Origin of the sequence: Glycomyces paridis, from assembly GCF_004912155.1 — a bacterium.
GTDB classification, from domain to species: domain Bacteria; phylum Actinomycetota; class Actinomycetes; order Mycobacteriales; family Micromonosporaceae; genus Glycomyces; species Glycomyces paridis.
In genome coordinates this window covers 203,004-226,516 of the sequence record NZ_STGX01000010.1, presented here as the reverse complement: position 1 = coordinate 226,516, position 23,513 = coordinate 203,004, and the positions used below count along the sequence as shown (strand labels likewise).

Sequence of the window (23,513 nt, the reverse complement as noted above, 5' to 3'; positions counted from 1 at the left end):
GACCGTCACGAGATATGGGCCAGAACCACTCCAGACCGTAATAATCACTGCCAGCAGGAACGGACCGAACGGCGCGAGAGCCTCGCCGCGCCCGGCCCACCGCAGCGCGAGCCCGGCCAGGCCCGTCAACACCATGCCCGAGGCGACGGCGAGCACGACCGCCATCCATCCCGCCCACGCCAGCGTCAACGCCGCCACCGCCGCGAACACCACGTCCCCGCCCCCGGCCCTACCCTTCGAGGCCAGCGACAGCATGACCATGACCACGGCCGTCACCGCCCCGGCAAGCAACCCGCGCCACAGCAACTCGGGTGTGAACACCAAGCCGACACCCGCGGCCAACGCGACGGTGCTCGAGGCGGTGAACGGCAGCCGTCGTGAGGCCACGTCGATGACGGACATGCCCGGGCCTGCGGCGGCGAACGCGGCAAGGCCGATGCCGACCTGCCATCCCGGTGCCAGCCACAGGGCGAGCTCCGCGCTGATCGCGGCGAGCACCGCCACGGATACGACCGCTGCAGCCTTGAACCCGCGGCTGCGGGTCCGCCAATCCCCGAACTCGTCGGAGGCCTCCATCCAGAACGCCGCCAGCGCGAGCGACGCTCCGAGAACGCTCCCGATGACGGCGGCAGCGAGGATGGCGAACACTCGCCCAATGTAAAGCTCGAACGAGTCAGCCAGGGACGATTCGCTCGTCACCGCCGTTATCGAGGTTGCTGTGACAGCTCGCAGGTGTCACGGCCGCTGTCACCACCTGTCACAAGCGGTGGTTTCCGGTCACCTTGGTCCAGTTGGACGGCGCGAGACGCCTGACATGCAATTCATCAACGAGAACACCCAGAAGCCCGGCGGTGGCCGGGTGGACGTGCCGCTGAGCGTGTGGTCGATCTGGGATGACGAGAACCTGGTCGAACGCCTGGCAGCCCAGTTCGCCGTCGAGTTCGAACAGGTCGCCCTTGTCGATCTGCCCGGAGCCAACCGCGTACTCGCAGGGCGGCGGACGCCGGTGAGCTTCTGCGATGCCACAGCCGCCGAGACCGAGCACGCCAAACTGCAGGCGCTCGGCGAGATCGCACCGATGGGGTGGATCGAACCGGCCGAGAAGCGCACGCTGCCGACACTGCTACGCGCATGGGAGAGCAGGGCAGCGCTCACCATCTGCGCCGACGATCCCGACCGCGACACCACCACTTGGGCCGCCGTCGCCGCGACGGTGCGGCCGTTCGGGTTGCTCGCGGTGATCTGGGACGACGACCGGCCCACCCTCAAGGCCCGGGTCGCGTGCGACGCGGCCGAGCTGAGCTACGCCGGCCACATCGTCACCGCGCGGGTCAGCTCCTTCGACCGGGCGGTGGTCTCCGCCGAGTCGCTGGAGCAGAACGGCCCCGGCGTCCACGGCCGCGTCGTGCGCCACGTTGGCTTGTGGGCGAAATACCCCCGGAGCGGCCTGTGAACAGCGAACGGTTCATCTCGGATCTGTGGGCGAGCGGCCAGGCGATCCCGCGCGTCCAGCGCGGCGACCGGTATGCCTCGGTCTCCGCGCCGCATCCGGCGAAGATGTGGCCGTCGACGGCCCGCCACGCGATCGCCGCGTTCTCTCGACCCGGTGACCTGGTCATCGACCCGATGGCCGGGATCGGGACGGTCCTGGTCGAAGCCGTCGACCTCGGCCGCGCCGCCTGGGGCGCCGACATCGAACCCGACTGGGTCGCCGCCTGTGCCGCGAACCTGCACCTCGCCCGCCAGCGCAGGCCGAGCGCGAAGGCGAGCGTGATGCGCGGCGACGCCCGGCACCTCACGCGGCTCCTGCCGAGGCGGCTCCACGGCCAGGTCGATCTCATCGTCACCTCCCCGCCCTACGGGAAAGCCACGCACGGGCGGGCATGGACGAAGCGGGAGACCGGCGGGAAGGTCCGCAAGACCGGATACGAGTACAGCACCGGCCGAGTGCGGGCGTCGCAACTGGCACGCAAACCCATGGACGAACTCCTCACCGGCATCGGCGAGATCTTCGCCGACTGCTACGCGGTGCTCGCCCCGGGCGCGAGGATGGTCGTGACCTGCCGCCCGTTCACCGACCGGGGCACGTTGGTGGACTTCCCACTGCTGTTGTTGGAGCTGTGCGAGGACATCGGGTTCCGACTGGAAGTGCGCTGCGCCGCGCTACTTGCCGAATGGAGGCCAGAGGAGCAGCGGTTGCGGCCGATCCACTCGTTCTTCGGGCTCCACAACGCCCGTGTGGCGATCGAACGGGGACGCCCCGCGCTGCTGCGAAGCCATGAGGACGTGCTCGTTCTGGCCAAGGACGGTGCCCGATGAACCGGACACCAGCGCCGGACCCGGCACAGGGGGCCGGACGGGCCGGCCCTCCGAGGTCGCAACGAGCGTCAGAAAGCCCCTATTGCCAAGGCTCGCAACGCCTTCGAGGTCGAGCTACGGTCCACGCCAGGGGGCAACTGCGGCATTGTTTCTGCAGGTCACAGGCGGTTTGGTGATGGCTAGACGGAACCTGTCGATCCGGGTGACCGGACGCCAGCGGGACCAGATCGATCCGCACCAGATCGCACAGATCCTGCTGGACCTGGCCGCTGCCACGGCAGACGGCGACAGCCACGACGCCGCAGCGCTCCCGAAACCGAAGCACGATCACGTCGACCAGGAAGAGGCTGAAGAGCCATGAGCACCAACGTCAATGCCGTCCCGGAATCGCCGAAGTCGCCCGTGCGGGCGGTCCTGTACTTCCGCGCCGCGAAGGACCCCGACGGCCGATCCATAGCCAGGCAGGAGGAGGCTTGCCGCCGCTTCGCACGCGAACACGGCCTGGAACCCTTCGCGGAGTTCACCGACCTCGGCAGGTCAGTCGGATTGGATTACCGGCCACCAGGCTTCCAACGCATGCTGGAATCCCTCGTTGAGGACGCGATCGCGGCCGTCGTCGTCTACGACGATTCCCGTTTGAGCCGCAACCTGATCGGGTTCCAGCGCTTCCGCGATGCGGTGTGCGAGCGGGGCGCTCGCCTCTACACCGTCACCGGACCCAACCCTGACAAGGGCCACGATGACCTGGTCGCCGAGATGCGAGAGTCGATCGTCCGCTATCTCAGCCGCCACAGTGTGGAAGGGACTGAGCGCTGATGAACCAGATCCCCGAACTCGCATCAGGCAAGCGCGCGCTGATATATCTGCGAGTCTCCAGCCAGGGCCAGGTCGACACCGACTACGACCCCGAGGGCAATTCGATCCCCGCCCAGCGCAAAGCCTGCCAGCGCAAGGCCGCGGAGCTGGGCGCGGAGATCGTCGACGAGTACGTCGACCCCGGCCGCTCCGCCCTGGAGATCAAGAACCGGCCCGAGTTCCAGAAGATGATGGCGCGCATCCGCAACCAGAAGGATGTCGACTACATCATCGTGTACGCCCGTTCCCGCATGCACCGCAACGCGACTGATGCACTGCTCACTCGCCGCGAACTCAAAGAGCTCGGCATCACCCTGGTCTCCGTTCGGGACTACACCGATGACTCGGACATGGGCGACATGATCGGGACCATCCTCGACGCGGTCAACGAGTATCAGTCGAAGGCGTCAGGTGCCGACATCGCCTTCAAGATGGAGGCCAAGGCGAAGAACGGCGGGACTCCGGGCCGCGCGAAGCTCGGCTACCGCAACATCACTGAGGAGGTCGAGGGCCGCAGCATCAACACCGTTGCCGTCGACCATGAACGGGCCCCGTACGTCCAGTCGATGTTCACCCTCTACGCCACCGGTAAGTACTCGTTCCCTGAACTGCGGGAAGCGGTCACCGAGGCGGGGCTGCGGACCCGCCCGACCAAGAAGTACCCGACCGGCAGGCCCATCTCGATCCACAAGATCGGCCAGCTGCTGCGCGACCGGTACTACCTCGGATACGTCGTCCACAAGGGGCAGGAATACCCAGGGCGACACGAGGCCCTGATCGACCCGGACCTGTTCGCGCGGGTGCAGAAGGTCCTCGACACCCAACGCGGTGGCGGTACCCGCGAGCGGGTCCACAGCCACCCGCTCAAAGGCCTGCTCTCGTGCGCACGATGCGGCGCGAAGCTCTACCTCGACCGAAGCAAGGGCGCCCGAGGCAATCTGTATTTCTACTTCCTCTGCCTCGGGCTGCGCGACCACTCCTGCGACCTTCCGCGTATCCCCGTCGTCCTGGTCCAGTCGTGCGTTGAGGACCACTTCGCGACGCTGCGCCTTCCCGAATCGGTCAGCCAGGCCATTCGCGGATCGCTGAACTCCTCTGCAAGTGAACGCCAGCAGACCGACCGGAGCCTCCGCCGCCGACTGAAACTCGAGCACGCCCGGTTGCAGGAGCAGCAACGCCAGTTCCTCGACCTGGTCGGGCACCCGGACTGGCCGATTGACCTGCTCAACGCCAAGATGCGGGATTTCGGCGACCAGATCGACACCATCGCCGAACGCCTCGAAGACAAGGAACAGGACATGGTCACGAAAGCAGGCGATGCGCTCTCCGAAGTCCTCGAACTCCTCGCCGACCCCCGCGGCCTGTTCCGTCGCCTCGACGACCACGGCCAGCGCCGTTTGAGTCGGGCGTGCTTCGATCAGCTCTATATCAATGCGGACGAGTACACTGATGCTCCCGTGATCGAGCGCGACCGGGTCAAACATCCGATCGCGCCGCTGCTGGGCGCATACGAAAAACGCCAGCGGGTGAATCACCCGCTGGCGTCTGCCAGGTCTTCAAAGGCCGTCTGTGCGGATAACGACCTATTGGTGGAGCTTAGGGGATTCGAACCCCTGACCTTTTCATTGCGAACGAAACGCGCTACCAACTGCGCCAAAGCCCCTTGCGGCGACAAGGTTAGCACAGGGGCGTGGAGGCGCCGCCGGGGAGCGGTGTGGGGCGGGTCTCGGTCGGGTGGCGGGGGTCAGATCCAGGATTTGAGCCACATGCGGGCGTGCCATTCGTCGCGGGGCAGGGCTTCGCCGGTGTAGATCGGCCAGAAGTAGGCGAAGCAGAGGACGACGACGGCGAGGAAGGCGCCGGCGATGAGGGCGCCGGTGAGGCGTCGTTCGGGGGAGCCGAGGGCGGGTTCGCCGCGGCGGTGGCGGCCGGTGATCATGCCCAGGCCCCAGGTGACGGCGCCGATGAAGAACGGGACGGCGGGGGCGGTGTAGAAGAAGAACATGGTGCGTTCGGGGTAGAAGAACCAGGGGATGATGCCGGCGGCGATGCCGGCGAGGAGGAACGTGGCGCGCCAGTCGGTCTTGTGGAGGGCCCACAGCAGGAGCGCGGCGGTGGCGGGGACGAAGGTCCACCACAGCAGGGGCGTGCCGAGCAGGAGGATCTCGGCGGCGCAGTCGCCGGCGCCGCAGTTGACGTCGGAGCTCCAGTAGAAGACGACGGGGCGCACGTCGAACAGCCACTCCCAGGGCGTGGACTGGTAGGCGTGCTCGGAGCTGAGGTTCTCGTGGAACTGGAGGACGCTGTGGTGGTACTGCCACCAGTTGACGAGCGCGCCGATGACGGGGGGCTCGGACTGGCCCTGGTCGGCGAGCCAGTGGCGGTAGGAGCCGGTGTCGTTGAGGAACCAGCCGGTCCACGAGAGGGCGTAGACGCCGATGGCGAGGAGGCCGAACCACAGGTTCTGGCCGAACTCGTAGATGAGGGTGTCGCGGAAGGGTTTGCGGGCGCCCGCGTCGACGCGCAGGCGCCAGTCCCAGACGATGAACATGAGGATCGCGATGATGATGTACCACAGCGCGGACCACTTGGTGGCCATGGCGAGTCCGAACAGGACCGCGCAGGCGATGCGCCACCACGGGAGGCCGAGGCGGGGCCGTTCGCGGCGGGCGTCCATGCCCGCCTCCATGGCGGCGAGCCAGCCGGCGCGGCGCCAGTCGCGGTCGCGCACGAGGCAGTACATGGCGGCGAGGAGGAGGGTGGCGATGAAGATGTCGAGCAGGGAGGTCCGCGACAGGACCAGGTGGCTGCCCTCGACGGCGAGCAGGAGGCCCGCGGTGCCGCCCAGGAGGGTCGAACCGGTGAGGCGGCGCATGAGCCGGATGAGGATCGCGACGGCGGCGATGCCGGCGGCGGCCGCGGCGATGCGCCAGCCGACCTCGTCGTAGCCGAACGCCCATTCGCCGAGGCCGATGAGCCACTTGCCGAACGGCGGGTGGGCGACGTACGCCGACCCGTCCGCGCCCGGGTCCCATTCGACGCCGTGGGAGAGCATCGAGTGCGCGTCCTGGGCGTAGTAGACCTCGTCGAAGATGAGGCCCTTGGGGTGGTTCAGGCCGATCAGGCGCAGGACCGCGGCGATGCCGGTGACCGCGAGGGTCACCCACAGGGCGCGGCGGGAGTCGTCCGGCAGGGTGCTCGCGAAGCGGGCCCGGACGGCGGGGAGGGGGCCGGGGAGCGGGGTCGGCCGCCAGGCGGCTGGCGGCTGCTCGGGCCGGACTGCGGTGGCGCTCACCGGCCTGAGTGTAGGGCCTTCGCGCGCCGGTGACTACACCAGATGGTCAGTGGACGAGCTCGGTCGGGGCCGTGAACGTCCCCTCCCCGTTGATCTCCCACTGCGCGGCGAGGATCTCGGCGACCGCGTTCGCGGGCCTGCCGTTGTTGTCCTTCCCGGCCGGGTTCCCGTACGTGTTGTCGGGGTCGGCGATGAACGCCGCCGCCGCCGCGTTCGGGGTGAAGCCCACGAACCAGTTGGTGGCGTTGCCGTCGGTGGTGCCGGTCTTCCCGGCGACCTCGCCGCCGACCGCCTCGACGGCTTCGCCGACCTGCGAGGCCGTGCCCCACGTGCAGTTCCCCGCGGCCGCGCCGATCCCGGTCGGGCAGCGTGCCGCGTCGACCGCGGCGCGGGCGACCTCGACGCTGACGGCCTGGTCGCAATCGGACGCGAAGTCGATCGAGCCGCCGGTGCCGGTCACCGCGCTCGTCGCCGGGACCGGCGTGCAGTACACGCCGTCGGCGGGCAGGGCCGCGTACGCCGCGGCCATGTCCAGCGGCGTCGTCTGCGTGACGCCCAGGACGAACTGGCCGTAGTTCGCGGCCGAGTCGCCGACGGTGTGCTGGAGGTCCTCGGCGGCCCGGAACTGGATGCCCAGGCGCTGCGCCATCGCGATGACGTGGTCGACGCCCACGCGCTCGGCCAGCTGCACGAAGTACGTGTTCACCGACTCCCCGAAACCGGTCCACATGTTGTAGTCGCCGACCTCGGACTTCGAGGCGTTCTTGGGGCACCAGTAGTTCCCGCACATCGCCGCCTCGCCCGGGCTGCCCACGTACTTCGACTGGTACTGGTACGGCGAGTAAATCGTCGTGTCCAGCGGCATCCCCGCCTCCAGGGCCGCGAGCATCGTGAACATCTTGAACGAGGACCCCGCCGGGTAGCCCGCCAGCGACGAGCTGCCCGACAGCAGCGGGTTCGTCGTGTTCGGGTAGGTGCCCAGGCCGTCGCCGCCGGTGTTGTCGCCGTTGCCGGAGATGTCGTTGGAGTACTCGCGGTTGACCGCCATGACCTCGATGCCGCCGGTGCCGGGCTTGACGACCACCGTGCCGAGCGCGTACTCCGAACCGGTCTCCTGCTGCGCCTCGACCGCGTCCTGCGCGGCGTCCTGGAGCTCCACGTCGAGCGTCGAGACGATCTCGTAGCCGCCGCGGAACAGCCGCGCGGTCCGCTCGGCCTCGGTCTTCCCGAAGTCCTCCTGCTGCTCCCACCACTGCTCGAAGTAGTCGACGAAGAACCCGTAGTCGGAGTCGATCGCGCCGCCGGAGGTGTTGTTCGCCTCCTGCGGGTTGAGGTTGAGGTCCTGGGCCTTGAACTCCCGGCCCTCCGCCGAGGAGAGCGAGCCGACCGCGACCATCCGGCTGATCACGTGGTCGCGGCGGACCTTCGCGGCCTCCGAGGAGCCGTTGATTGGGTCGTACGTCGACGGTGACTGGATGAGGCCCACCAGCATCGCCGACTCGTCCACCGTCAGGTCCGCCGGGACCTTCCCGAAGTACACCTGCGCGGCCGCGCCGATCCCGTACGCGCCGTTGCCGAAGTACACCGTGTTCAGGTAGTTGGTGAGGATCTCCTCCTTGGACATCTCCTCTTCGAGCGCCAGCGCGTAGCCCATCTCCTTGACCTTGCGGTCGATGGTGACCTCGCTGGCGGCGCGGACCTCCTCGGGGGTCGTCGCGGTGTAGGAGAGGACCTGGCGCACGTACTGCATGGTGATCGTCGAGGCGCCCTCGGAGGTGTCGCCGTCGGCGATGTTGGTGACCAGGGCGCGCATGACGCCTTCGGGGTCGACCCCGTTGTGCTCGAAGAAGTTCGAGTCCTCGGTGGCGACGAGCGCGTCGACGACGGAGGTGGGGATCTGGTCGTATTCGAGCTGGACGCGGTACTGGTCGCCGAAGGTGGCGATGACCGTCGAGCCGTCGGAGGCGTACAGGGTGGAGGACTCGGGGGCGGGCGGCAGGACGAGCTCGTCCGGGAGTTCCAGGACGGTCTCGGAGCCGACCTTGGCGAGGCCGCCGAAGCCCGAGGCCATCGGCAGGAAGGCCAGGCCGACGACGAGGCCGAAGGCGACCGCGACGGGCAGCAGTGCGAACATCGCGCGTCGCTGCACGGCGGTGATGGGACCGAACCAGGTCTGCGCCACCGGTTTCGAAGTTGAGCTCACGCTGTCTCCCGAGAAGCCCCGATACGGGGAACGGACGGTTGATTCAGTTGGGCGCGGCGAAGCGCCGAGTCAGGCGGAGTCCGGGGGGCGCGTCCACTCTACGACGCCGCCGGGCGCGGGCGCGGAGGCCGTCCGGGCCGGGTGGGGGCGATTACAGCCGATCGCGGCGCGGCGCGCCCCCGTCCACGGTGCCTCGTGCGGCGGCGGCGGGGACGGACGCGGGGTGCGTCGGGGCGGTCACCAGGCGAAGGCGAGGGAGGCGGCGAGGACGGCGCCGGCGGCGGCCCAGCACAGGCCGATCGCGGCGGAGCGTCCTTCGTAGAGCTTGGTGGCGCCGGAGACGGTGACGAGGGCGAACGCGGCGACCATGAAGAGGACGAGGGCGGGGGCCCAGCGCAGCAGGAGGCCGGCGGAGCCGCCGATGTAGGCGTTGTGGGCGCCGGGGCCGGTGGCGCGGGCGGTGAGGTCGGCGCCGACGTCCTCGGCGGAGACGTCGCCGGTGAGGGCGAGGTCCTTGGACCAGCCGTCGGCGGTGAAGCGGCCCTCGCAGGAGGGCGCGAAGCCGTCCTGGCAGGAGGTGACGGTGACGGTGCCGGTGTGGCCGTGGCCGACGCTGATCCACAGGGCGGGGGCGGCGGTCCAGGAGAAGAACATGAGCAGGCAGGCGCACACGAGGATGCCGAGGAGGGCGGTGGCGAAGGGGCGGGGTTCGCGGCGGCGCTGGGGGCGGCCGGGCCGGGCGGGGCGGCGGCGGTCGGTGGCGGCGGCGCGTTCCCAGACGGCGCGGATGGCGGCCATGCCCTCGGACTGGCTGCCGAGGGGGTCGCGTTGGGCGACCGGGTGCGGGGCCGCGTCGGGGTCCCAGGCGGGGGCGGGCCCGGCGGGGCCGTAGATGTTGGCCGGGACCTCGGGGACGGCGGGTGCGGCGGGCGCCTCGGCCTCGTCGGGGCGGCGACGGGGGGCGGGCTGGGACTGGGGGCCGGCCGCTCGGTGTGTTCCAGACATACCGGTTATTGCATCACCGAATCGCCGAAGGGGGGCGCAATCGCGCAGGGATAGTGTGTCGGCGGGGCGACACGGGGGCCGGGCGGCGGGCTCGGACGGTGCCTGTCCTGGAATGCGGACCGATACCATGGGGCGCATGACTCACGTATTGACCGCGCTGGCCTGGCCTTACGCCAACGGCCCTCGGCACATCGGACATGTAGCGGGATTCGGGGTTCCCGCCGACGTCTTCGCCCGCTACATGCGCATGCGCGGTCACGACGTGCTCATGGTCTCGGGGACCGACGAGCACGGGACGCCGATCCTGGTGCAGGCCGACTCGGAGGGCCTCAAGCCCGCCGAGGCGGCGGCGAAGTACAACCGGATCATCGTGGAGGACCTGGACGCGCTGGGCCTGTCGTACGACCTGTTCACGCGCACGACGACCGGGAACCACTACAAGACGGTGCAGGAGCTGTTCACGAGCCTGTACGGGAACGGGTACATCCTTCAGAAGCGGACGCTGGGGGCGATCAGCCCGTCGACGGGGCGCACGCTCCCGGACCGGTACATCGAGGGCACGTGCCCGCACTGCGGGTTCGACTCGGCGCGCGGTGACCAGTGCGACAACTGCGGGCGCCAGCTCGACCCGGTGGACCTCATCGACCCGAAGTCGCGGATCAACGGCGAGACGCCGAAGTTCGTGGAGGAGGACCACTTCTTCCTGGACCTGCCGGCGTTCGCCGACGCGCTGAACGCGTGGCTGGACACGCGCACGGGCTGGCGCACGAACGTCGTGCGGTTCACCAAGAACCTCCTCGACGACCTCCAGCCGCGCCCGATCTCCCGGGACCTGGACTGGGGGGTGCCGATCCCACTGGACGGCTGGATCGACCGCAAGGACAAGCGCCTGTACGTGTGGTTCGACGCGGTCATCGGGTACTTGAGCGCCACGATCGAGTGGGCGCGGCGTTCGGGCGACCCCGACGCGTGGAAAAAGTGGTGGCAGGACCCCGAGGCGGTCTCGTACTACTTCATGGGCAAGGACAACATCGTCTTCCACTCCGAGATCTGGCCCGCGATGCTCCTGGGCGCCAACGGCGAGGGCGGTAAGGGCGGCGAGCCGGGCGCGCTCGGGACGCTGAACCTGCCGACCGAGGTCGTCTCCTCGGAGTTCCTGACGATGGAGGGCAGGCAGTTCTCGTCCTCGCGCCGCGTGGTCATCTACGTGCGGGACTTCCTGGAGCGGTACTCCCCCGACGCGCTGCGCTACTACATCTGCGCGGCGGGCCCGGAGAACCAGGACTCGGACTTCACGTGGGCGGAGTTCTTGCGCCGCAACAACGACGAGCTCGTGGCCGGCTGGGGCAACCTGGTGAACCGCTCGGTCGCCATGGCCGCGAAGAACTTCGGCGCCGTGCCCGAGCCGGGCGAACTCGAGGAGGTCGACCGCGAGCTCCTCGCGGCGACCGCCGCGGCGTTCGACGCCGTCGGGGGCCTCATCGGCGAGAACAAGGTCCGCGCGGCGATCGGCGAGGCCATGAAGACCGTCGCGGCGGCCAACAAGTACCTGGCCGACACCGCGCCCTGGAAGATGAAGGAGGACCCCAAGCGCCAGGGCACGGTGCTGCACACGGTCCTCCAGGCCGTCTCGGACCTGAAGACGATCATGAGCCCGTTCCTGCCGCACTCCTCCCAGAAGGTCCACGAACTCCTCGGCGGCACCGGCGTCTTCGCGCCCATGCCGCGCATCGAGGAGGTCACCGACCTCGACGAGGGCGGCGCCACCGACGGCCCCTACCCGGTCCTCACCGGCGACTACTCCGCCACCCCCAAATGGGAGTCGGTCCCCCTCGCCCCCGGCACCCCTCTCGCGAAGCCCGTCCCGGTCTTCACGAAGCTCGAACCCACGATCGTGGAGGAAGAGATCGAGCGCCTCAACGCGTAGATCCAGACCGAAACGGCGGCGCCTGTCGGGCGCCGCCGTTTTCTCTGGCGACACGCGTAGCGCTTCGGGTGTTTTCATGTTCGCAACGCCTACGATCGGTCTCGTGACAGATACACTCGAAGACATGAGCAGGACCATCACGCAGCGCGAGCTGCGGAACGACAGCGCACGCATCCTCAAGGCCGCGGAGCAGGGCGAAGAGTTCACGGTGACCCGCAACGGCACCCCGATCGCGCGCGTGGTGCCGCTCGACGGACCCGACCGCCGGTACATCACGAAGGAGCAGATGGACCGAGGGCTCGAAGGCATGCCCCAGATCGACTACCAGCAGATGAGGGCCGATCTCGAAGAGTTCATCGACATGGACTTCAAGGACCCGTACGAGCACCGCAATGGATGATCGCCATGACGGCTTGACCGCCGGACTCCTCGACACCTGCGTGCTCGTCGACTACGCGCGACTGACCCCGGATTCGCTCCCCGACCTCCGCGCGGTCTGCACGATCACGCTTGCGGAACTGCACGCGGGCCCGCACGCCGCCCGGGACAACCCGATCGAGGAGGTACGACGCCGGCGGGTCGTCCAGAGCGTCGAGAGCCTGTTCACCGACCCGCTGCCGTTCGACCTCCGCGCCGCCCGCGCCTACGGGTCGGTGTCGCTGCTGACGATCGTCGCCGGCCGCAAGCCGCGCAAGTACCAGGCGGACCTGATGGTCGCCTCTGTCGCGATCGCCAACCAGTTGCCGCTGTACACGCGCAACCCGAAGGACTTCGCTCCGCTCGAGTCGATGCTGGAGATACGCGAGGTGTGAACGCACCGGGCCCGGCTTTCGCCGGGCCCGTTCGCTTTTTCAGAGGACGGGTGCGATCTCGCTGCGGGCGACCCATTTCTCGTAGACCCCGCGGCGGACGGCCTCGGCGCCGGTGCGGGTGAGGACGTCGGGGCTGGGGCGGCAGAGGCGGAAGCGGGCCCATTCCTCGTCGGCGTCGACGAGGGAGCCGGTGATGCCGTTCCAGACGACGCGGGTCGCCTCGCGCAGGACGCGGCGCACCTGGTGGACGCGGCCGAGCTCGACGCCGGGGAGTTCGAGGCGCTCGGCGGTGAGCGGGGTCCACCGCTGGTCGGCGTACGCGAACAGCTCGCATTCGGTGCCGGTGACGGTGTAGCCCACCAGTTTCGCGCCCTCGGGCAGCGGCAGGTCGGTGAGGTCGGCGGTGACGTGCTCGGGGAGCAGATGCGCGGCCGAGATCGCGAAACCGGTGCCGAGGACGGGCATCCCGCGCCGGTCCGAGGACGGCATCGCCGTCAGGCCTTCGTAGTCGGGCGCCACCGGCGCGTGGTAGTCGGCGGGGTCGGCCACGGGCCAGCGCAGGGCGAACGCCCACGCGTCGCCCGGTTCGGTCTCGCCGCCGAGGACCGAGCGGGCCGCGGGGGTGCGCAGGTGCGCGGTGTCCCTGCGGCGGTAGCAGAACCCGCCGGGGACCGCGGCGGTCTCCATGAGGCGCGCGATCTGCGCGGGGGTGACGGGCCGCTCCAGGAGGTCCCCGGGCGCGAGCGGGGAGGAGTTGCGGACGCGGTCGAGGAGGGCCCGGGCGGCGGGGTCGAGGTGCGGGGTCTGGGTGAGGCGCCGGACGTATTCGAGGTCGAGGCCGGGGCCGAGCGGGACGGTGAGCGAGCGGTCGTCGGCGACGCTGACGGGGACGCCTTCGCGCAGGACCTCGCCGGCGTGGGCGAAGTGGCGGTAGGGGTACTCGTCGCCGGGCCTGGCGTTGGGGAGGAAGTCGGGGCGGGGGAGCGCGGAGAAGAGCTCCCAGGCGGCGCCCTCGGCGTAGGGCGCGCCGGGGTACTTCTCGCCCTGCCATTCGACGGTGACGATCTGGTGCGGTCTGGTCAGGTCGGCCGGTACGGCGGGGCGGCGTTGCTGGAGCGCTGCGGCGCGGTTGCGGCGGGACGCGAGGTCGCGGGTCATGTGCGGCTCGATTCGTCATGCGCGGTGCGACAGCGATGTCGCGGGACGGTGGTCGCCGGAGGTCTCGGTGGTCACTGGCGGTGGTCCGACTGCCCGTCAACGTAAGCGGCCGCTGTCAGGCGCCGATGTCCGGAAAATGAAGAAGATGTTACGGCGGACGCGTTTCGCCCGTCCGGCCTCGGCGAACGGCCTCTGGACGCATCGACGCCCGCAAATCCGGCGGGTGCTCCATTGCGGTTCCGGGAGTGTCACGGAGCGTCTTCGCAAACCGGACACGAGAGGGTCCCCTGGGTCGAAAATACCCGCCGGGTACGACATTTCCCGTGCCCGCGAAGGCGAGCGGTCCTCGCGTGGCATCGTTGAGGCGTGTACCGAGCCGAACCCGCGCCGCAGCCCGAGCCGCTGCCGTTCCCCGTCGCCGACAGCCACACCCACCTCGACCTGGTCGACACGTTCGGGTCCGAGGAGGAGGTCCCCGTCCCCGCGCCCGACGCGCCCGGGGTGCGGGCCCGGCTGGACGAGGCCGAGGCGGTCGGCGTCGCGCGCGTCGTGCAGGTCGGCACCGACGTCGCCTCCTCGCGCTGGGCCGCCGCCCTCGCGGACGGGGACGCGCGCGTCCTGGCCGCCGCCGCACTGCACCCGAACGAGGCCCCGCGCCTGCCCGACCTCGACGCGGCCCTCGCCGAGATCGACGCGCTCGCGGCCCTGCCGCGCGTGGCCGCGCTCGGCGAGACCGGCCTCGACTACTTCCGCACCGCCGAGGACGGGCGCGACACCCAGCGCCGGTCCTTCCGCGCGCACATCGCGATCGCGAAGGAGCGCGGCAAGGCCCTGGTGATCCACGACCGGGACGCGCACGAGGACGTCCTGTCGGTCCTGGACGCCGACGGCGCGCCCGACCGCGTGGTGCTGCACTGCTTCTCGGGGGACTTCGCGTTCGCGAAGGAGTGCGCGCGGCGCGGGTTCTTCATGAGCTTCGCGGGGAACGTGACGTTCAAGAACGCCCAGCACCTGCGCGACGCCGCGTCCGTGGCGCCGCCCGAGCTCGTCCTCGTCGAGACCGACGCGCCGTTCATGGCGCCGGTCCCGGTGCGCGGGCACCGCAACCACCCGGCGCTGACGAACTACACGGCCCGCTTCCTCGCCGACCACCTCGGCCGGGACCTGGAGCCGTGGTGCGAGCGGCTGTGGGCGAACACCGAGGCGGCCTTCGGGACCTGGTAGCCGACTAGGAGACGTCGACGGTGGCCACGGCCGTGGCGGTGGCGCCCGCGGCGTCGGTGAGGGTGAACGTGAAGACCCACCGGCCCGCCGCGGGGAGGCTCACCTCCCCGGCGAGGATGCCGGTGCGCAGCTCGATGAGCCGCAGGTCCTCGGTCGCCTCGCCTTCCATGCCGTACTCGGCGGCCCATTCGACGGCCGCGAACGGTTCGCCGTCGAGGTCGTCGGCGATGATGCGGACGCTGTTGGGCCCGGGGCGGCCCGGTTCCAGGACCAGTTGCGCCGAGTAGGCCTCGGTGTTCACGAGCGTGGCCGTCTCGGTGGCCTGCGCTTCGGCGGTCTCGGTCTCCAGCAGCGCGGTCTTGGCGGGCACGGCCTGCACGAGGACCGCGACGGCGGCCATGACGGCCGCGAGGAACACGACCTCGACGCCCGCGGCCAGGCGCAGGCGGCGCCGGCCTTCGGTGCCGCGCAGCATCGCGCGGCGCGTGAACAGCCCGGCGGCGACGATGACGACGAACAGCGCGGTCTTGAGCATCACCAGGCGCCCGTAGGCCGTGTCGGTGAGCGCGGCGACCGAGTCGATGTGCAGCAGCGCCGAGGCGAGCCCGGCCACGAGGAGGTTCGCGACGAGCCACGGCACGAGGGCCGCCCAGGTCCCGGCCGCGGCATCGGGGACCTCGCCGTCCTTGCGCAGCGCCAGGATCAGGAGCACGAGCACGCCGCCGCCCCAGGTGAGGGCCGCGCCGAGGTGGACGAGGTCGGCGGCGAAGGCCACGACGACCGGTTCGGTCGCCATGGGGTGCCCGGCGAGCGGCCAGGTGGCGGCGAGGCCGACCCCGACCGCGGCGAGCCCGGCGGCCAGGGGCGCGCGCGGGCGCTCGGGCGAGCCGAGGACGGCGCGCATGAGCGGCAGGGCCAGCAGGACCAGGAGCAGGCGCAGGAGCGCGGCGAGGCCGGTGTTGGACTCCATGACGGTCTGGAGCCCGGTCGCGTCGAGGCCCGTCACGGTGGTGCCGGTCTCGTAGGCGGCCTGGAGCGGCAGGCCGAGCACGGCGGTCATGGCGACGACCGCGAGCCCGACGGCGGCGAGCTTCCCGAGGACCTCGCGCGGCCGCGCCCCGGCGACCAGGAGGACGCCCGCGCCGAGCGCCAGGGCCAGCGCGCCGTAGCCGAACCAGCGGTTGCCGTATAGGAAGGCCTGCACGGCGGGGTCGGTGTCGGTGGCGAGCGCTTCGGCGCTGGGGGCTTCGGTCTCGGTGCCGACGCTGTAGGTGAAGGTGCCGGCGACGGGGTGGCCGTCGTCGGAGACGACGCGGTAGCTGACGAGGTAGGTGCCTTCGGCGCTGGAGTCGACGGCGATGGTGATGGCGGTGCCGTCGTCGCTGCGGGTGACGCCCGTGTCTGCTCGGTCACCATCGGGAGCCACGACGCCGGTGGCCGCGTCTATGGGGGTCACTGGTTCGTTGAACTCGACGACGACTTCGGCGGGGGCGGTCTGCAGGACGGCTCCGGAGGCGGGGTCGGTCTTGGTGGCCGCGGCGTGGGCCGAGGCGTCCGAGGCCCAGAGCACGCCGATGAGCGCCGTCGCGAGCGCGGACCAGGCGAGTCGGTGGGCGAGGCGCGAGCCGGAGCGCCGTGCCGTGGGGGTGCGGCCGGCGGTCGTGGGGCTGGCGGTCAGTCGGCGTTGCATCGCCGCTGAGCGTACTCGAAACCGCTTCGCAAATCGAGTGTTGGACTTGAGAAAGGCAGGCGAGAGCCGTGGGCAGTGCTGACCGGAGGAACGAGCGCAGGCAGGCGGCGGAGACGCTGCGCCGACAGCAGGCGGCGGAGGCGAGGCGCCGCAAGATCGTGTTCGGGGTGGCGATCGGCGCGGCCGTGGTGCTCATCGGGGGGCTCCTGGTGGTCGGCATCCTCATGAACCGCGAGCCGGAGTACGAGTTGAACGACCCGGCGGCGCCGGTGACGGACTCGTTCGGGGTACGACTCGGGGACGGGCCGGTGGAGGTGGACCTGTTCATCGACTACATGTGCCCGGCGTGCAACCAGTTCGAGTCGGCGTATTCGGCGCAGATCCAGGGCTGGATCGACGACGGTTCGGTGACGGTGAACTACCACCCGTTGAACATCCTCGACCGGCTCTCGCAGCAGACGGAGTACTCGACGCGGGCCGCGGCGGCGGCGGTGTGCGCGGCGGACGCGGGCGAGCAGCAGTTCCTGGACTACACGCTGGCGCTGTACGCGAACCAGCCGGCGGAGAACTCGACGGGGCTCACCGACGAGGAGCTCATCGCGATCGGCCTGGACGAGGCGGGCCTGGACGCGTCCTGGCAGTCGTGCGTGGAGGCCGAGACGTACCGCGGCTGGGTGCAGGAGGGCACGGACTGGGCGACCGGTGAGGGCGGTGTGAGCGGGACGCCGACGGCGAAGATCGACGGCACCGTCGTGGAGGACAACTCGCTGTTCGCCGAGCAGGTGCAGGCGGCGATCGACGCGGCCTGATCCGCAGCGTTGCAAGGGGGCGTCGCCGGTTCGGCGGCGCCCTTCGTCGTGCCCGGGGTCAGGGTCGCAGGGCTTCCAGGGCGGTGGCGAGGGAGAAGCCGAAGGGCAGTTCGAGGCGGTGGCGTTCGAGGAGCGCGGTGTCGGCGAGGATCTCGGCGGTGGGGCCGTCGGCGGCGACGCGGCCGGCGTCGAGGATGACGGCGCGTTCGCACAGTTGGAGCGCGTAGGGCAGGTCGTGGGTGACGAGCATGAGGGTGGGGGCGGTGGCGTGGAGGATGCGGGCGAGGTCGCGGCGGCTGGCTGGGTCGAGGTTGGCGCTGGGTTCGTCGCAGACGACGATGTCCGGTCGCATGGCCAGGACGCCGGCGAGGGCGGCGCGGCGCTGCTGGCCGACGGAGAGGTGGTGCGGGGGGCGGTCGGCGAGGTCGGTGAGGCCGACGTCGGCGAGGGCGGCGGCGACGCGGTCGGCGAGGTCGGTGCCGCGCAGGCCGAGGTTGGCGGGGCCGAAGCCGACGTCGTCGGCGACGGTGGGCATGAACAGCTGGTCGTCGGGGCTTTGGAAGACGATGCCGACGCGGCGGCGGATCTCGGGGAGGGTCTTCTTGGCGACGGGGGTGTCGCCGACGTGGACGGTGCCTTCGGTGGCGGTGAGGAGTCCGGCGAAGTGGAGCATGAGGGTGGTCTTGCCGGCGCCGTTGGGACCGAGGACGGCGACGCGTTCGCCTTCGCGCACGTGGAGGTCGACGCCGTCGAGGGCGCGGTGGCCGTCGGGGTAGACGTGGTGGAGGCCTTCGATGCGCAGTGCGGTCATGGGGCCACCGTCGTCCACAGGGCGATGGCGGCGGCGAGTGCGGGGGCGGCGAGTGCGGCGGTCCACTGGAGGGCGGGGGCGGGTGCGGGGCCGACTTCGAGGGGGAGGCGGCCAGTGTAGCCGCGGGCGGCCATGGCCTGCCAGACGCGTTCGCCGCGTTCGAAGGAGCGGATGAAGACGACGCCGAGGGAGCGGGCGAGGGCGCCGGCCTGCCACAGGAGGCGGGGGTCGTCGCAGCGGGCGAGGCGGGCGAGGCGCATCTGGGTGACTTCGGCGACGGTGAGGTGGGCGTAGCGGACGGCGAACGCGGTGATCTGGAGGAGGATCTCGGGGCAGCGCAGGCGGGAGAGTCCGGCGAGGACGCCGGCGACGGGCGTGGTGGCCGAGAGCAGGAGGGCGGCCCAGACGCCGAGGGTGGCCTTGGCGAGGAGGTTCCATCCGGCCCACAGGCCGGTGGTGGAGGCGGTGAGGGCGCCGATGCGGATCTCGGGGCCCGCGACCATGAACGGGAAGGCGAGCGCGAGGAGCAGGAACGGGGACTCGACGAGGCTGCGGGTGAGGACCCACGGTGCGGGGACGCGGGCGAGCGCGAAGAGTCCGGCGAGGAGGAGCGCGTAGACGCCGAAGGCCCACACGGCTTCGCGGGGGGTGGCGGCGACCGCGCAGGTGAAGGCGACGAGGGCGACGATCTTCACCTGCGGGCGCAGCCGGTGGACCGGGGTGTCCCCGGGCCGGTACAGGCCGTCGGCGAGACTCACGCGTGCTCGGCGGGTTCGGCCTGGGGGGCCTTCTTGCCGCGGGCGAGGAGCCAGAACAGGCCGGTGGCGGCGGCGAGCGTGAACAGGGCGCCGAGGATGCCTGCGAGGGAGGCGCCGAGGACGTCGTTGTCGAGGAAGGACATGCCGTAGTCGGCGAAGGCGCCGCCGATCTCGTGGTCGCCGGCGGCCTGGAGGACGCAGGTGCCGCCGGCGATCTCGCCGTCGGCGGTGTCGCAGCCGGTGAGGAGGACCGATTCGAGGCCGTCGGGCGAGGCGGAGGCGAACAGGGACACGAATCCGGCGAGGACGAGGGTCACGAGGACACCGGCGACGAGGAACTTCGTGCGCTTCATGCGGTCTCCTTGATGGTGCGCGCGGGCCCTTGGGCGAGCGGGGTGCCGCGGAGGGCGTGGACGAGGTCGGGGCGCGCGAGGGCGACGGCGGTGATCGCGCCCGCGGTGATGACGCCTTCGCCGACGCCGATGAGGACGTGGGTGCCGAGGATCGCGGCGGCCATGGCACCGAAGGACTGCCCGACCTCTTCGCCGCCGAGCCAGAACTGGAGGAGGAACCCGGCGGAGGCGGCGACGACCGAGACGACGGCCGCGGCGAACGCGGCGGCCCCCAGGCCCCAGCGGGTGCGCGGGAGGACCTTGAGCGTGAGGACGAGCACGCCGTAGGAGACGAACGTGGCGACGAGCGCCATGTTGAAGACGTTGAGGCCCAGGGCGGTGACGGCGCCGTCGGCGAACAGGAGCGCCTGGATCGCGATGACGACGGTGACGCACAGGACGCCGAGCCAGGGCCCGAGGAGCGCGGCGGCGAGGGCGCCGCCGAGGAGGTGCCCGGAGACGCCCGCGGCGACGGGGAAGTTGAGCATCTGGGCGGCGAAGACGAACGCGGTCGCGAGGCCGGCCAGGGGCACGAGGCGGTCGTCGAGGCCGCGCCGGGCGGCGACGACGCACACGCCGACGGCGAGGGCGGCGATGAGCGCGAAGGCGAGCGAGACGGGTCCGTCGATGACGTCGGTGGGGATGTGCAGCGCCAGGTCTGACACGGGCGGGTGCCGCCTTTCGTCTGGGGAGGCTGGGCGGATCGGGGGTCGGCGGTGCGGCGGGGCTCCGCGTTCGGCGCCCCGCGTTCGGGCTATTGCCATTATTTTGCAAGAGCATTCGGTGCGCAGTCAAGGCGGGGGCGTCGCGCAGTGGCGCCCGACAGGGTTCTCCGGGCGTGCTCACAGGCGATTGTCAGGGACGGCCGGTAGGGTTGCGACCTGTGAACGTACGACTTGAGCCTGGTGAGGCGGCACCTGATTTCACGCTCGCCACCGACACCGGCGACACGCTGACCCTGTCGAGCCTCCAGGGGCGCAAGGTGATCCTGTACGCCTATCCGCGAGCAATGACCCCCGGCTGCACCAAGGAGGCGTGCGATTTCCGCGACTCCCTCGCGAGCCTCCAGGCCGCCGGGTACGCGGTCCTCGGGATCTCCCCCGACGAGCCCGCGGCGCTGGCGAAGTTCGTGGAGAACGACGGCCTGACCTTCCCGCTGTTGTCCGACCCCGAGCACAAGGTGCTCGAGGAGTACGGGGCGTGGGGCGAGAAGAAGAACTACGGCCGCACGATCCAGGGCGTCATCCGCTCGACCTTCGTCATCGACGAGTCCGGCGCGATCGAACTGGCGCAGTACAACGTGAAGGCCACCGGGCACGTGGCGCGCCTGAAGAAGGCCCTCGGGCTGGACTAGCGCGCCGCCCACCGGCGCCGCCGCGTTCATTCTTTCGGGCGACATTTTTCCTTACGACGGTAAGAACGGCTGTTTTCTGTCGTACCCCCGCAGGAGACTTGGACTGGGGTCGCCCCCCTTGGGAGGGCGGGGGACTGCCTAGGGCTTCGGCAGGAGCACCCGGAAGGTCGCCCCGCCGCCGGGCGTCTCGTGCAGGCGCACGCATCCGCCGTGCCCGGTGACGATCGCCGCGACGATCGACAGGCCCAGACCCGAACCGCCGTCCGCGCCGCGGGCGCGGCCCTGGTCGACCCGGTAGAGCCGCTCGAAGACCGCTTCGGCGTGCTCAGGCGCGATGCCGGGCCCGGTGTCGGCGACCTCCACGACCGCCGCCGGAAACGGCGGCGTCGCACCGACCTGCGCGAGACACGGCGGGCCCAGGCGCTCGCTCCAACCCAACCGCACCGCGATCCGCGCCTGCGGCGGGGTGTGCCGCAGCGCGTTCGCCACGAGGTTCGTCAGCACCTGCCGCAGGCGCGGCTCGTCCCCGGTCACGTCCACGGCGTCGAGGAACTCGTCGTCGCCGCCGGTCAACGGCGCCAAGGCGACGAAGCGTCCCGGCGCGCGCAGGTGCGCGTCGCCGACCGCGTCGGCCGCGACGCCGAGCAGGTCCACCGGCCCGCGCTGGAACGGCCGGCGCCGGTCGAGCGCGGCGAGGAGCATGAGGTCGTCCAGCAACAGGCCCATGCGCCGCGACTCGGCCTCGATCCGCCCGATGGTCTCGTCCAGCTCGGGCCCGGGCGCGACGCCCCCGCGCCGATACAGCTGCGCGAACCCCTTGATCGACGTCAACGGGGTCCGCAGCTCGTGCGAGGCGTCGGCGAGGAACTGCCGCAGCCGCGCCTCCGAAGCACCGCTCGCGTCCAGGGCCTCCTGAATGCGCGCGAGCATCGTGTTCAGCGCCGCCCCGAGCCGCCCGGTCTCGGTGTGCGGGTCGGTGTCGGTGACACGTTCGTCGAGACGGCCCGCGGCGATCGCCGCCGCCGTCTCCTCCATCCGGTCCAGCGGCCGCAGCCCGATCCGGGCGACCCGGAACGCGCCGAACGCCAGCAGCAGCAGGATCGCCAGGACCACGCCGCCGCCGATGAGCAGCAGCGACTCCGTCGCCGCGCCCACGTACTCCGAGGACAGCGCGAACACGACGTACTCCCCCGGCTCCTCGGACGCCACCGCCACGACCCGCCATGAGTTCCCGTCCTCGTCCGCGACCGTGAACGGCTCCCCCTCACGTTCGGCGAGGTCGCCGAGCCCGGTGAGCGCGGTCGCATCGACCCCGCCGAGCGCATAGAGGAACGTCCCGTCCGCCGCATATCGGTAGACGCGCGGGCTGTCGGGGAACCCGGCCTGCGGGCCGGGCGGGTCGAAGTCGCCCAGCGGCTCGCCGACCGGCGGCTCCTCCTCGTGCGCCACCGACGAGGCCCGGTCCAGCTGCCCGTCGATCCGGTCGGTCAGGACGTTCTGGAGCAGCGCCGTCGCGACGAGCATCGCCGCCGACAGCGCTAGCGCGCACAGCGTCACGATCGTGAACGCCATGCGGGAGCGGACGGTCCAGTGCCGCCAGCGCCGGGGCCGCCTCACGCGCCCGCGCGGGGCCGGCGCAGGGCGTAGCCGAAGCCGCGGACGGTGTGGATGAGCGGCGGGTCGGTCACGTCGATCTTGCGGCGCAGGTAGTACACGTAGGACTCGACGATGCGGCCGTTGCCGCCGAAGTCGTAGTTCCAGACGCGGTCGAGGATCTGGGCCTTACTGACGACCTTCCCGGCGTTGATCATGAGGTAGCGCAGGAGTTTGAACTCGGTGGGCGAGAGTTCGACGGTGCGTCCGGCGCGGCGGACCTCGTGGACGGCCTCGTCGAGTTCGAGGTCGGCGTAGCGCAGGACGCGGTCCTCGGGGGGCGCGGGGGTCTTGGCGCGGCGCAGGATCGCCTGGACGCGGAGGATGACCTCTTCGAGGTCGAAGGGCTTGGTGACGTAGTCGTCGCCGCCGACGGTGAGGCCGGTGACGCGGTCGCGCACGGCGTCGCGGGCGGTGAGGAAGAGGACGGGCAGGTCGCGGCCGGCGCGCAGGCGCTTGGCGACTTCGAAGCCGTCCATGTCGGGGAGCATGACGTCGAGGATGACGAGGTCGGGCCGGAAGGTCTCGGCGAGGCGCAGGGCCGCGGCGGCGTCGGGGGCGACGGCGACGTCGAAGCCGGTCAGGCGCAGTGTGGCGGACAGGAGCGCGCCGATGTTCTCCTCGTCGTCGACGACGAGGACGCGGTCCTTGGGTTCGGTCGGCTCTGGCAACTGGGGCTCCTTCTCGCGGTGCCCCGCCTGCCTATCGCGCGGGGCCGCAGGGCCGCTGTGAGGAACCTCAGAGCCGGCTCGGAGTCCGCGTCCCGGACGGTCCGGTGCGGGGTCCGCGGGCTCGGACGGGTCGGCTCGGTGTCCCGCGGCCGGATGGGCCCGGTCGGCGTTCGCGGCCTGGACCGGTCGGCTCGCGGCCCGCAGATTCGGTCCGACAGTGCGTTCCGGCGAGCCCAGACCGACCGTCTCGGTCTCCCAGTCTCAAAGCCGCTCGGGTCAGGGCCGGACGAGGCGGCTGCGGAGGGTGCGCGAGACGGGTCCGCGGGTGGGCCCGGTGGCCTCGTCGATCTCGGTGAGGCGGCGGAGGTCCTGGGCGGTGCCGGTGCGCAGCACGCGTTCGCGCTGGCGCCGGTACCGGTCGAGCAGCGCGGCCTGCTCCTCCTGCGGCAGCAGCGCCGAGCGCTGCACGGCCACCGCGAGGGCGGCGGCCAGTTCGATCTCGTCGGCGGGGTTCATGCCCCCGACCCTCCCCCGCCCTTGCGGCCGCGAGACGAAGCGCAGGTGAACCGCCCCGGTC

The 23,513-nt window shown here is 71.1% G+C and carries 23 protein-coding genes, 1 tRNA gene and 1 pseudogene; 11 read left to right on the top strand and 14 right to left on the bottom strand.

All coding sequences use genetic code 11. The annotated features are described in order from the left end of the window. Positions 1-648: prepilin peptidase (locus E9998_RS15095; protein ID WP_136530512.1), on the bottom strand; the 648-nt coding region annotated here is incomplete at its 3' end. Positions 649-814: 166 nt separating this feature from the next. Here E9998_RS15095 and E9998_RS25395 point away from each other — a divergent pair. From E9998_RS25395 to E9998_RS27100, 5 genes and pseudogenes are all read left to right on the top strand, one after another. Beyond that, entirely contained in the window at positions 815-1,453 is a 639-nt protein-coding gene (locus E9998_RS25395; RefSeq protein ID WP_158299821.1) for a hypothetical protein, read from the top strand. Beyond that, on the top strand, positions 1,450-2,319 hold the full coding sequence (locus E9998_RS15085) for a TRM11 family SAM-dependent methyltransferase (protein ID WP_158299820.1): 870 nt from the start codon (positions 1,450-1,452) through the stop codon (positions 2,317-2,319). The genes E9998_RS25395 and E9998_RS15085 overlap by 4 nt, the downstream gene beginning before the upstream one ends. Positions 2,320-2,494: 175 nt before the next feature. Further along, entirely contained in the window at positions 2,495-2,680 is a 186-nt protein-coding gene (locus E9998_RS15080; RefSeq protein ID WP_136530509.1) for a hypothetical protein, read from the top strand. Next, the gene (locus E9998_RS15075; RefSeq protein ID WP_136530508.1) at positions 2,677-3,135 is read left to right on the top strand and encodes a recombinase family protein; all 459 of its coding nucleotides are present in this window, start codon (positions 2,677-2,679) and stop codon (positions 3,133-3,135) included. Before E9998_RS15080 ends, E9998_RS15075 begins: the two co-directional genes overlap by 4 nt. Then, positions 3,135-4,145, top strand: a pseudogene (locus E9998_RS27100) (recombinase family protein); the annotation flags it as partial. The gene E9998_RS15075 and the pseudogene E9998_RS27100, both read left to right, overlap by 1 nt. Positions 4,146-4,761: 616 nt before the next feature. Here the strand turns inward: E9998_RS27100 and E9998_RS15060 are convergent. The 4 genes from E9998_RS15060 to E9998_RS15045 all read right to left on the bottom strand — a co-directional run bounded on the left by E9998_RS15060 (position 4,762) and on the right by E9998_RS15045 (position 9,677). Continuing rightward, positions 4,762-4,837: transfer RNA gene (locus tag E9998_RS15060), tRNA-Ala, on the bottom strand. A gap of 81 nt (positions 4,838-4,918) precedes the next feature. After that, positions 4,919-6,469, bottom strand: a complete 1,551-nt coding sequence (locus E9998_RS15055) for a dolichyl-phosphate-mannose--protein mannosyltransferase (RefSeq protein ID WP_136530507.1) — start codon at positions 6,467-6,469, stop codon at positions 4,919-4,921. 46 nt (positions 6,470-6,515) lie between these two features. Next, positions 6,516-8,672, bottom strand: a complete 2,157-nt coding sequence (locus E9998_RS15050) for a transglycosylase domain-containing protein (protein WP_136530506.1) — start codon at positions 8,670-8,672, stop codon at positions 6,516-6,518. Between the two features lie 237 nt (positions 8,673-8,909). Beyond that, on the bottom strand, positions 8,910-9,677 hold the full coding sequence (locus tag E9998_RS15045; protein WP_136530505.1) for a hypothetical protein: 768 nt from the start codon (positions 9,675-9,677) through the stop codon (positions 8,910-8,912). Positions 9,678-9,813: 136 nt separating this feature from the next. On the opposite strand from E9998_RS15045, the gene metG reads away from it, so the two are divergent. The 3 genes from metG to E9998_RS15030 all read left to right on the top strand — a co-directional run bounded on the left by metG (position 9,814) and on the right by E9998_RS15030 (position 12,416). Then, positions 9,814-11,604 carry a methionine--tRNA ligase gene (gene metG / locus E9998_RS15040; RefSeq protein ID WP_136530504.1) on the top strand — a complete coding sequence of 597 codons (1,791 nt, stop codon included), beginning with the start codon at positions 9,814-9,816 and terminating at the stop codon, positions 11,602-11,604. Between the two features lie 124 nt (positions 11,605-11,728). Continuing rightward, positions 11,729-12,004, top strand: a complete 276-nt coding sequence (locus E9998_RS15035) for a type II toxin-antitoxin system Phd/YefM family antitoxin (RefSeq protein WP_158299818.1) — start codon at positions 11,729-11,731, stop codon at positions 12,002-12,004. Then, positions 11,997-12,416 (top strand): type II toxin-antitoxin system VapC family toxin, encoded by a 420-nt coding sequence (locus tag E9998_RS15030; protein WP_136530502.1) that lies wholly within the window; start codon positions 11,997-11,999, stop codon positions 12,414-12,416. Before E9998_RS15035 ends, E9998_RS15030 begins: the two co-directional genes overlap by 8 nt. Before the next feature lie 39 nt (positions 12,417-12,455). On the opposite strand, the gene E9998_RS15025 is transcribed toward E9998_RS15030, so the two are convergent. Next, on the bottom strand, positions 12,456-13,574 hold the full coding sequence (locus tag E9998_RS15025) for a hypothetical protein (RefSeq protein WP_136530501.1): 1,119 nt from the start codon (positions 13,572-13,574) through the stop codon (positions 12,456-12,458). A 366-nt stretch (positions 13,575-13,940) separates the two neighbouring features. Here E9998_RS15025 and E9998_RS15020 point away from each other — a divergent pair, with 366 nt between their 5' ends. Further along, on the top strand, positions 13,941-14,798 hold the full coding sequence (locus E9998_RS15020; protein ID WP_136530500.1) for a TatD family hydrolase: 858 nt from the start codon (positions 13,941-13,943) through the stop codon (positions 14,796-14,798). A 4-nt stretch (positions 14,799-14,802) separates the two neighbouring features. Here E9998_RS15020 and E9998_RS15015 read toward each other — a convergent pair whose 3' ends face one another. Next, positions 14,803-16,488: a copper resistance CopC/CopD family protein gene (locus tag E9998_RS15015; RefSeq protein WP_136530499.1), complete on the bottom strand. Its 1,686-nt coding sequence runs from the start codon at positions 16,486-16,488 to the stop codon at positions 14,803-14,805. Between the two features lie 68 nt (positions 16,489-16,556). On the opposite strand from E9998_RS15015, the gene E9998_RS15010 reads away from it, so the two are divergent. Further along, positions 16,557-17,297 carry a DsbA family protein gene (locus E9998_RS15010; protein ID WP_136530498.1) on the top strand — a complete coding sequence of 247 codons (741 nt, stop codon included), beginning with the start codon at positions 16,557-16,559 and terminating at the stop codon, positions 17,295-17,297. A 58-nt stretch (positions 17,298-17,355) separates the two neighbouring features. On the opposite strand, the gene E9998_RS15005 is transcribed toward E9998_RS15010, so the two are convergent. From E9998_RS15005 to E9998_RS14990, 4 genes are read right to left on the bottom strand one after another with little or no spacing between them, the layout of a single operon-like run. Next, a complete protein-coding gene (locus tag E9998_RS15005) occupies positions 17,356-18,108 on the bottom strand; it encodes an energy-coupling factor ABC transporter ATP-binding protein (RefSeq protein WP_136530497.1) in 753 nt (250 codons plus the stop codon). Beyond that, on the bottom strand, positions 18,105-18,866 hold the full coding sequence (cbiQ, locus tag E9998_RS15000; RefSeq protein WP_136530496.1) for a cobalt ECF transporter T component CbiQ: 762 nt from the start codon (positions 18,864-18,866) through the stop codon (positions 18,105-18,107). The genes E9998_RS15005 and cbiQ overlap by 4 nt, the downstream gene beginning before the upstream one ends. Next, on the bottom strand, positions 18,863-19,219 hold the full coding sequence (locus E9998_RS14995) for a PDGLE domain-containing protein (protein WP_136530495.1): 357 nt from the start codon (positions 19,217-19,219) through the stop codon (positions 18,863-18,865). The genes cbiQ and E9998_RS14995 overlap by 4 nt, the downstream gene beginning before the upstream one ends. Next, positions 19,216-19,923 carry an energy-coupling factor ABC transporter permease gene (locus E9998_RS14990; RefSeq protein WP_136530494.1) on the bottom strand — a complete coding sequence of 236 codons (708 nt, stop codon included), beginning with the start codon at positions 19,921-19,923 and terminating at the stop codon, positions 19,216-19,218. Before E9998_RS14990 ends, E9998_RS14995 begins: the two co-directional genes overlap by 4 nt. Positions 19,924-20,141: 218 nt before the next feature. On the opposite strand from E9998_RS14990, the gene bcp reads away from it, so the two are divergent. Then, positions 20,142-20,612 (top strand): thioredoxin-dependent thiol peroxidase, encoded by a 471-nt coding sequence (gene bcp, locus E9998_RS14985; protein ID WP_136530493.1) that lies wholly within the window; start codon positions 20,142-20,144, stop codon positions 20,610-20,612. A 138-nt stretch (positions 20,613-20,750) separates the two neighbouring features. Here bcp and E9998_RS14980 read toward each other — a convergent pair whose 3' ends face one another. The 3 genes from E9998_RS14980 to E9998_RS14970 form a co-directional block, all read right to left on the bottom strand. Next, positions 20,751-22,184, bottom strand: coding sequence for a sensor histidine kinase (locus E9998_RS14980; RefSeq protein WP_136530492.1), 1,434 nt, complete (start codon positions 22,182-22,184; stop codon positions 20,751-20,753). A 41-nt stretch (positions 22,185-22,225) separates the two neighbouring features. Next, positions 22,226-22,936: a response regulator transcription factor gene (locus tag E9998_RS14975; protein WP_136530491.1), complete on the bottom strand. Its 711-nt coding sequence runs from the start codon at positions 22,934-22,936 to the stop codon at positions 22,226-22,228. Positions 22,937-23,212: 276 nt separating this feature from the next. Next, positions 23,213-23,452 carry a hypothetical protein gene (locus E9998_RS14970; protein ID WP_136530490.1) on the bottom strand — a complete coding sequence of 80 codons (240 nt, stop codon included), beginning with the start codon at positions 23,450-23,452 and terminating at the stop codon, positions 23,213-23,215. Between the last annotated feature and the right edge of the window lie 61 nt (positions 23,453-23,513).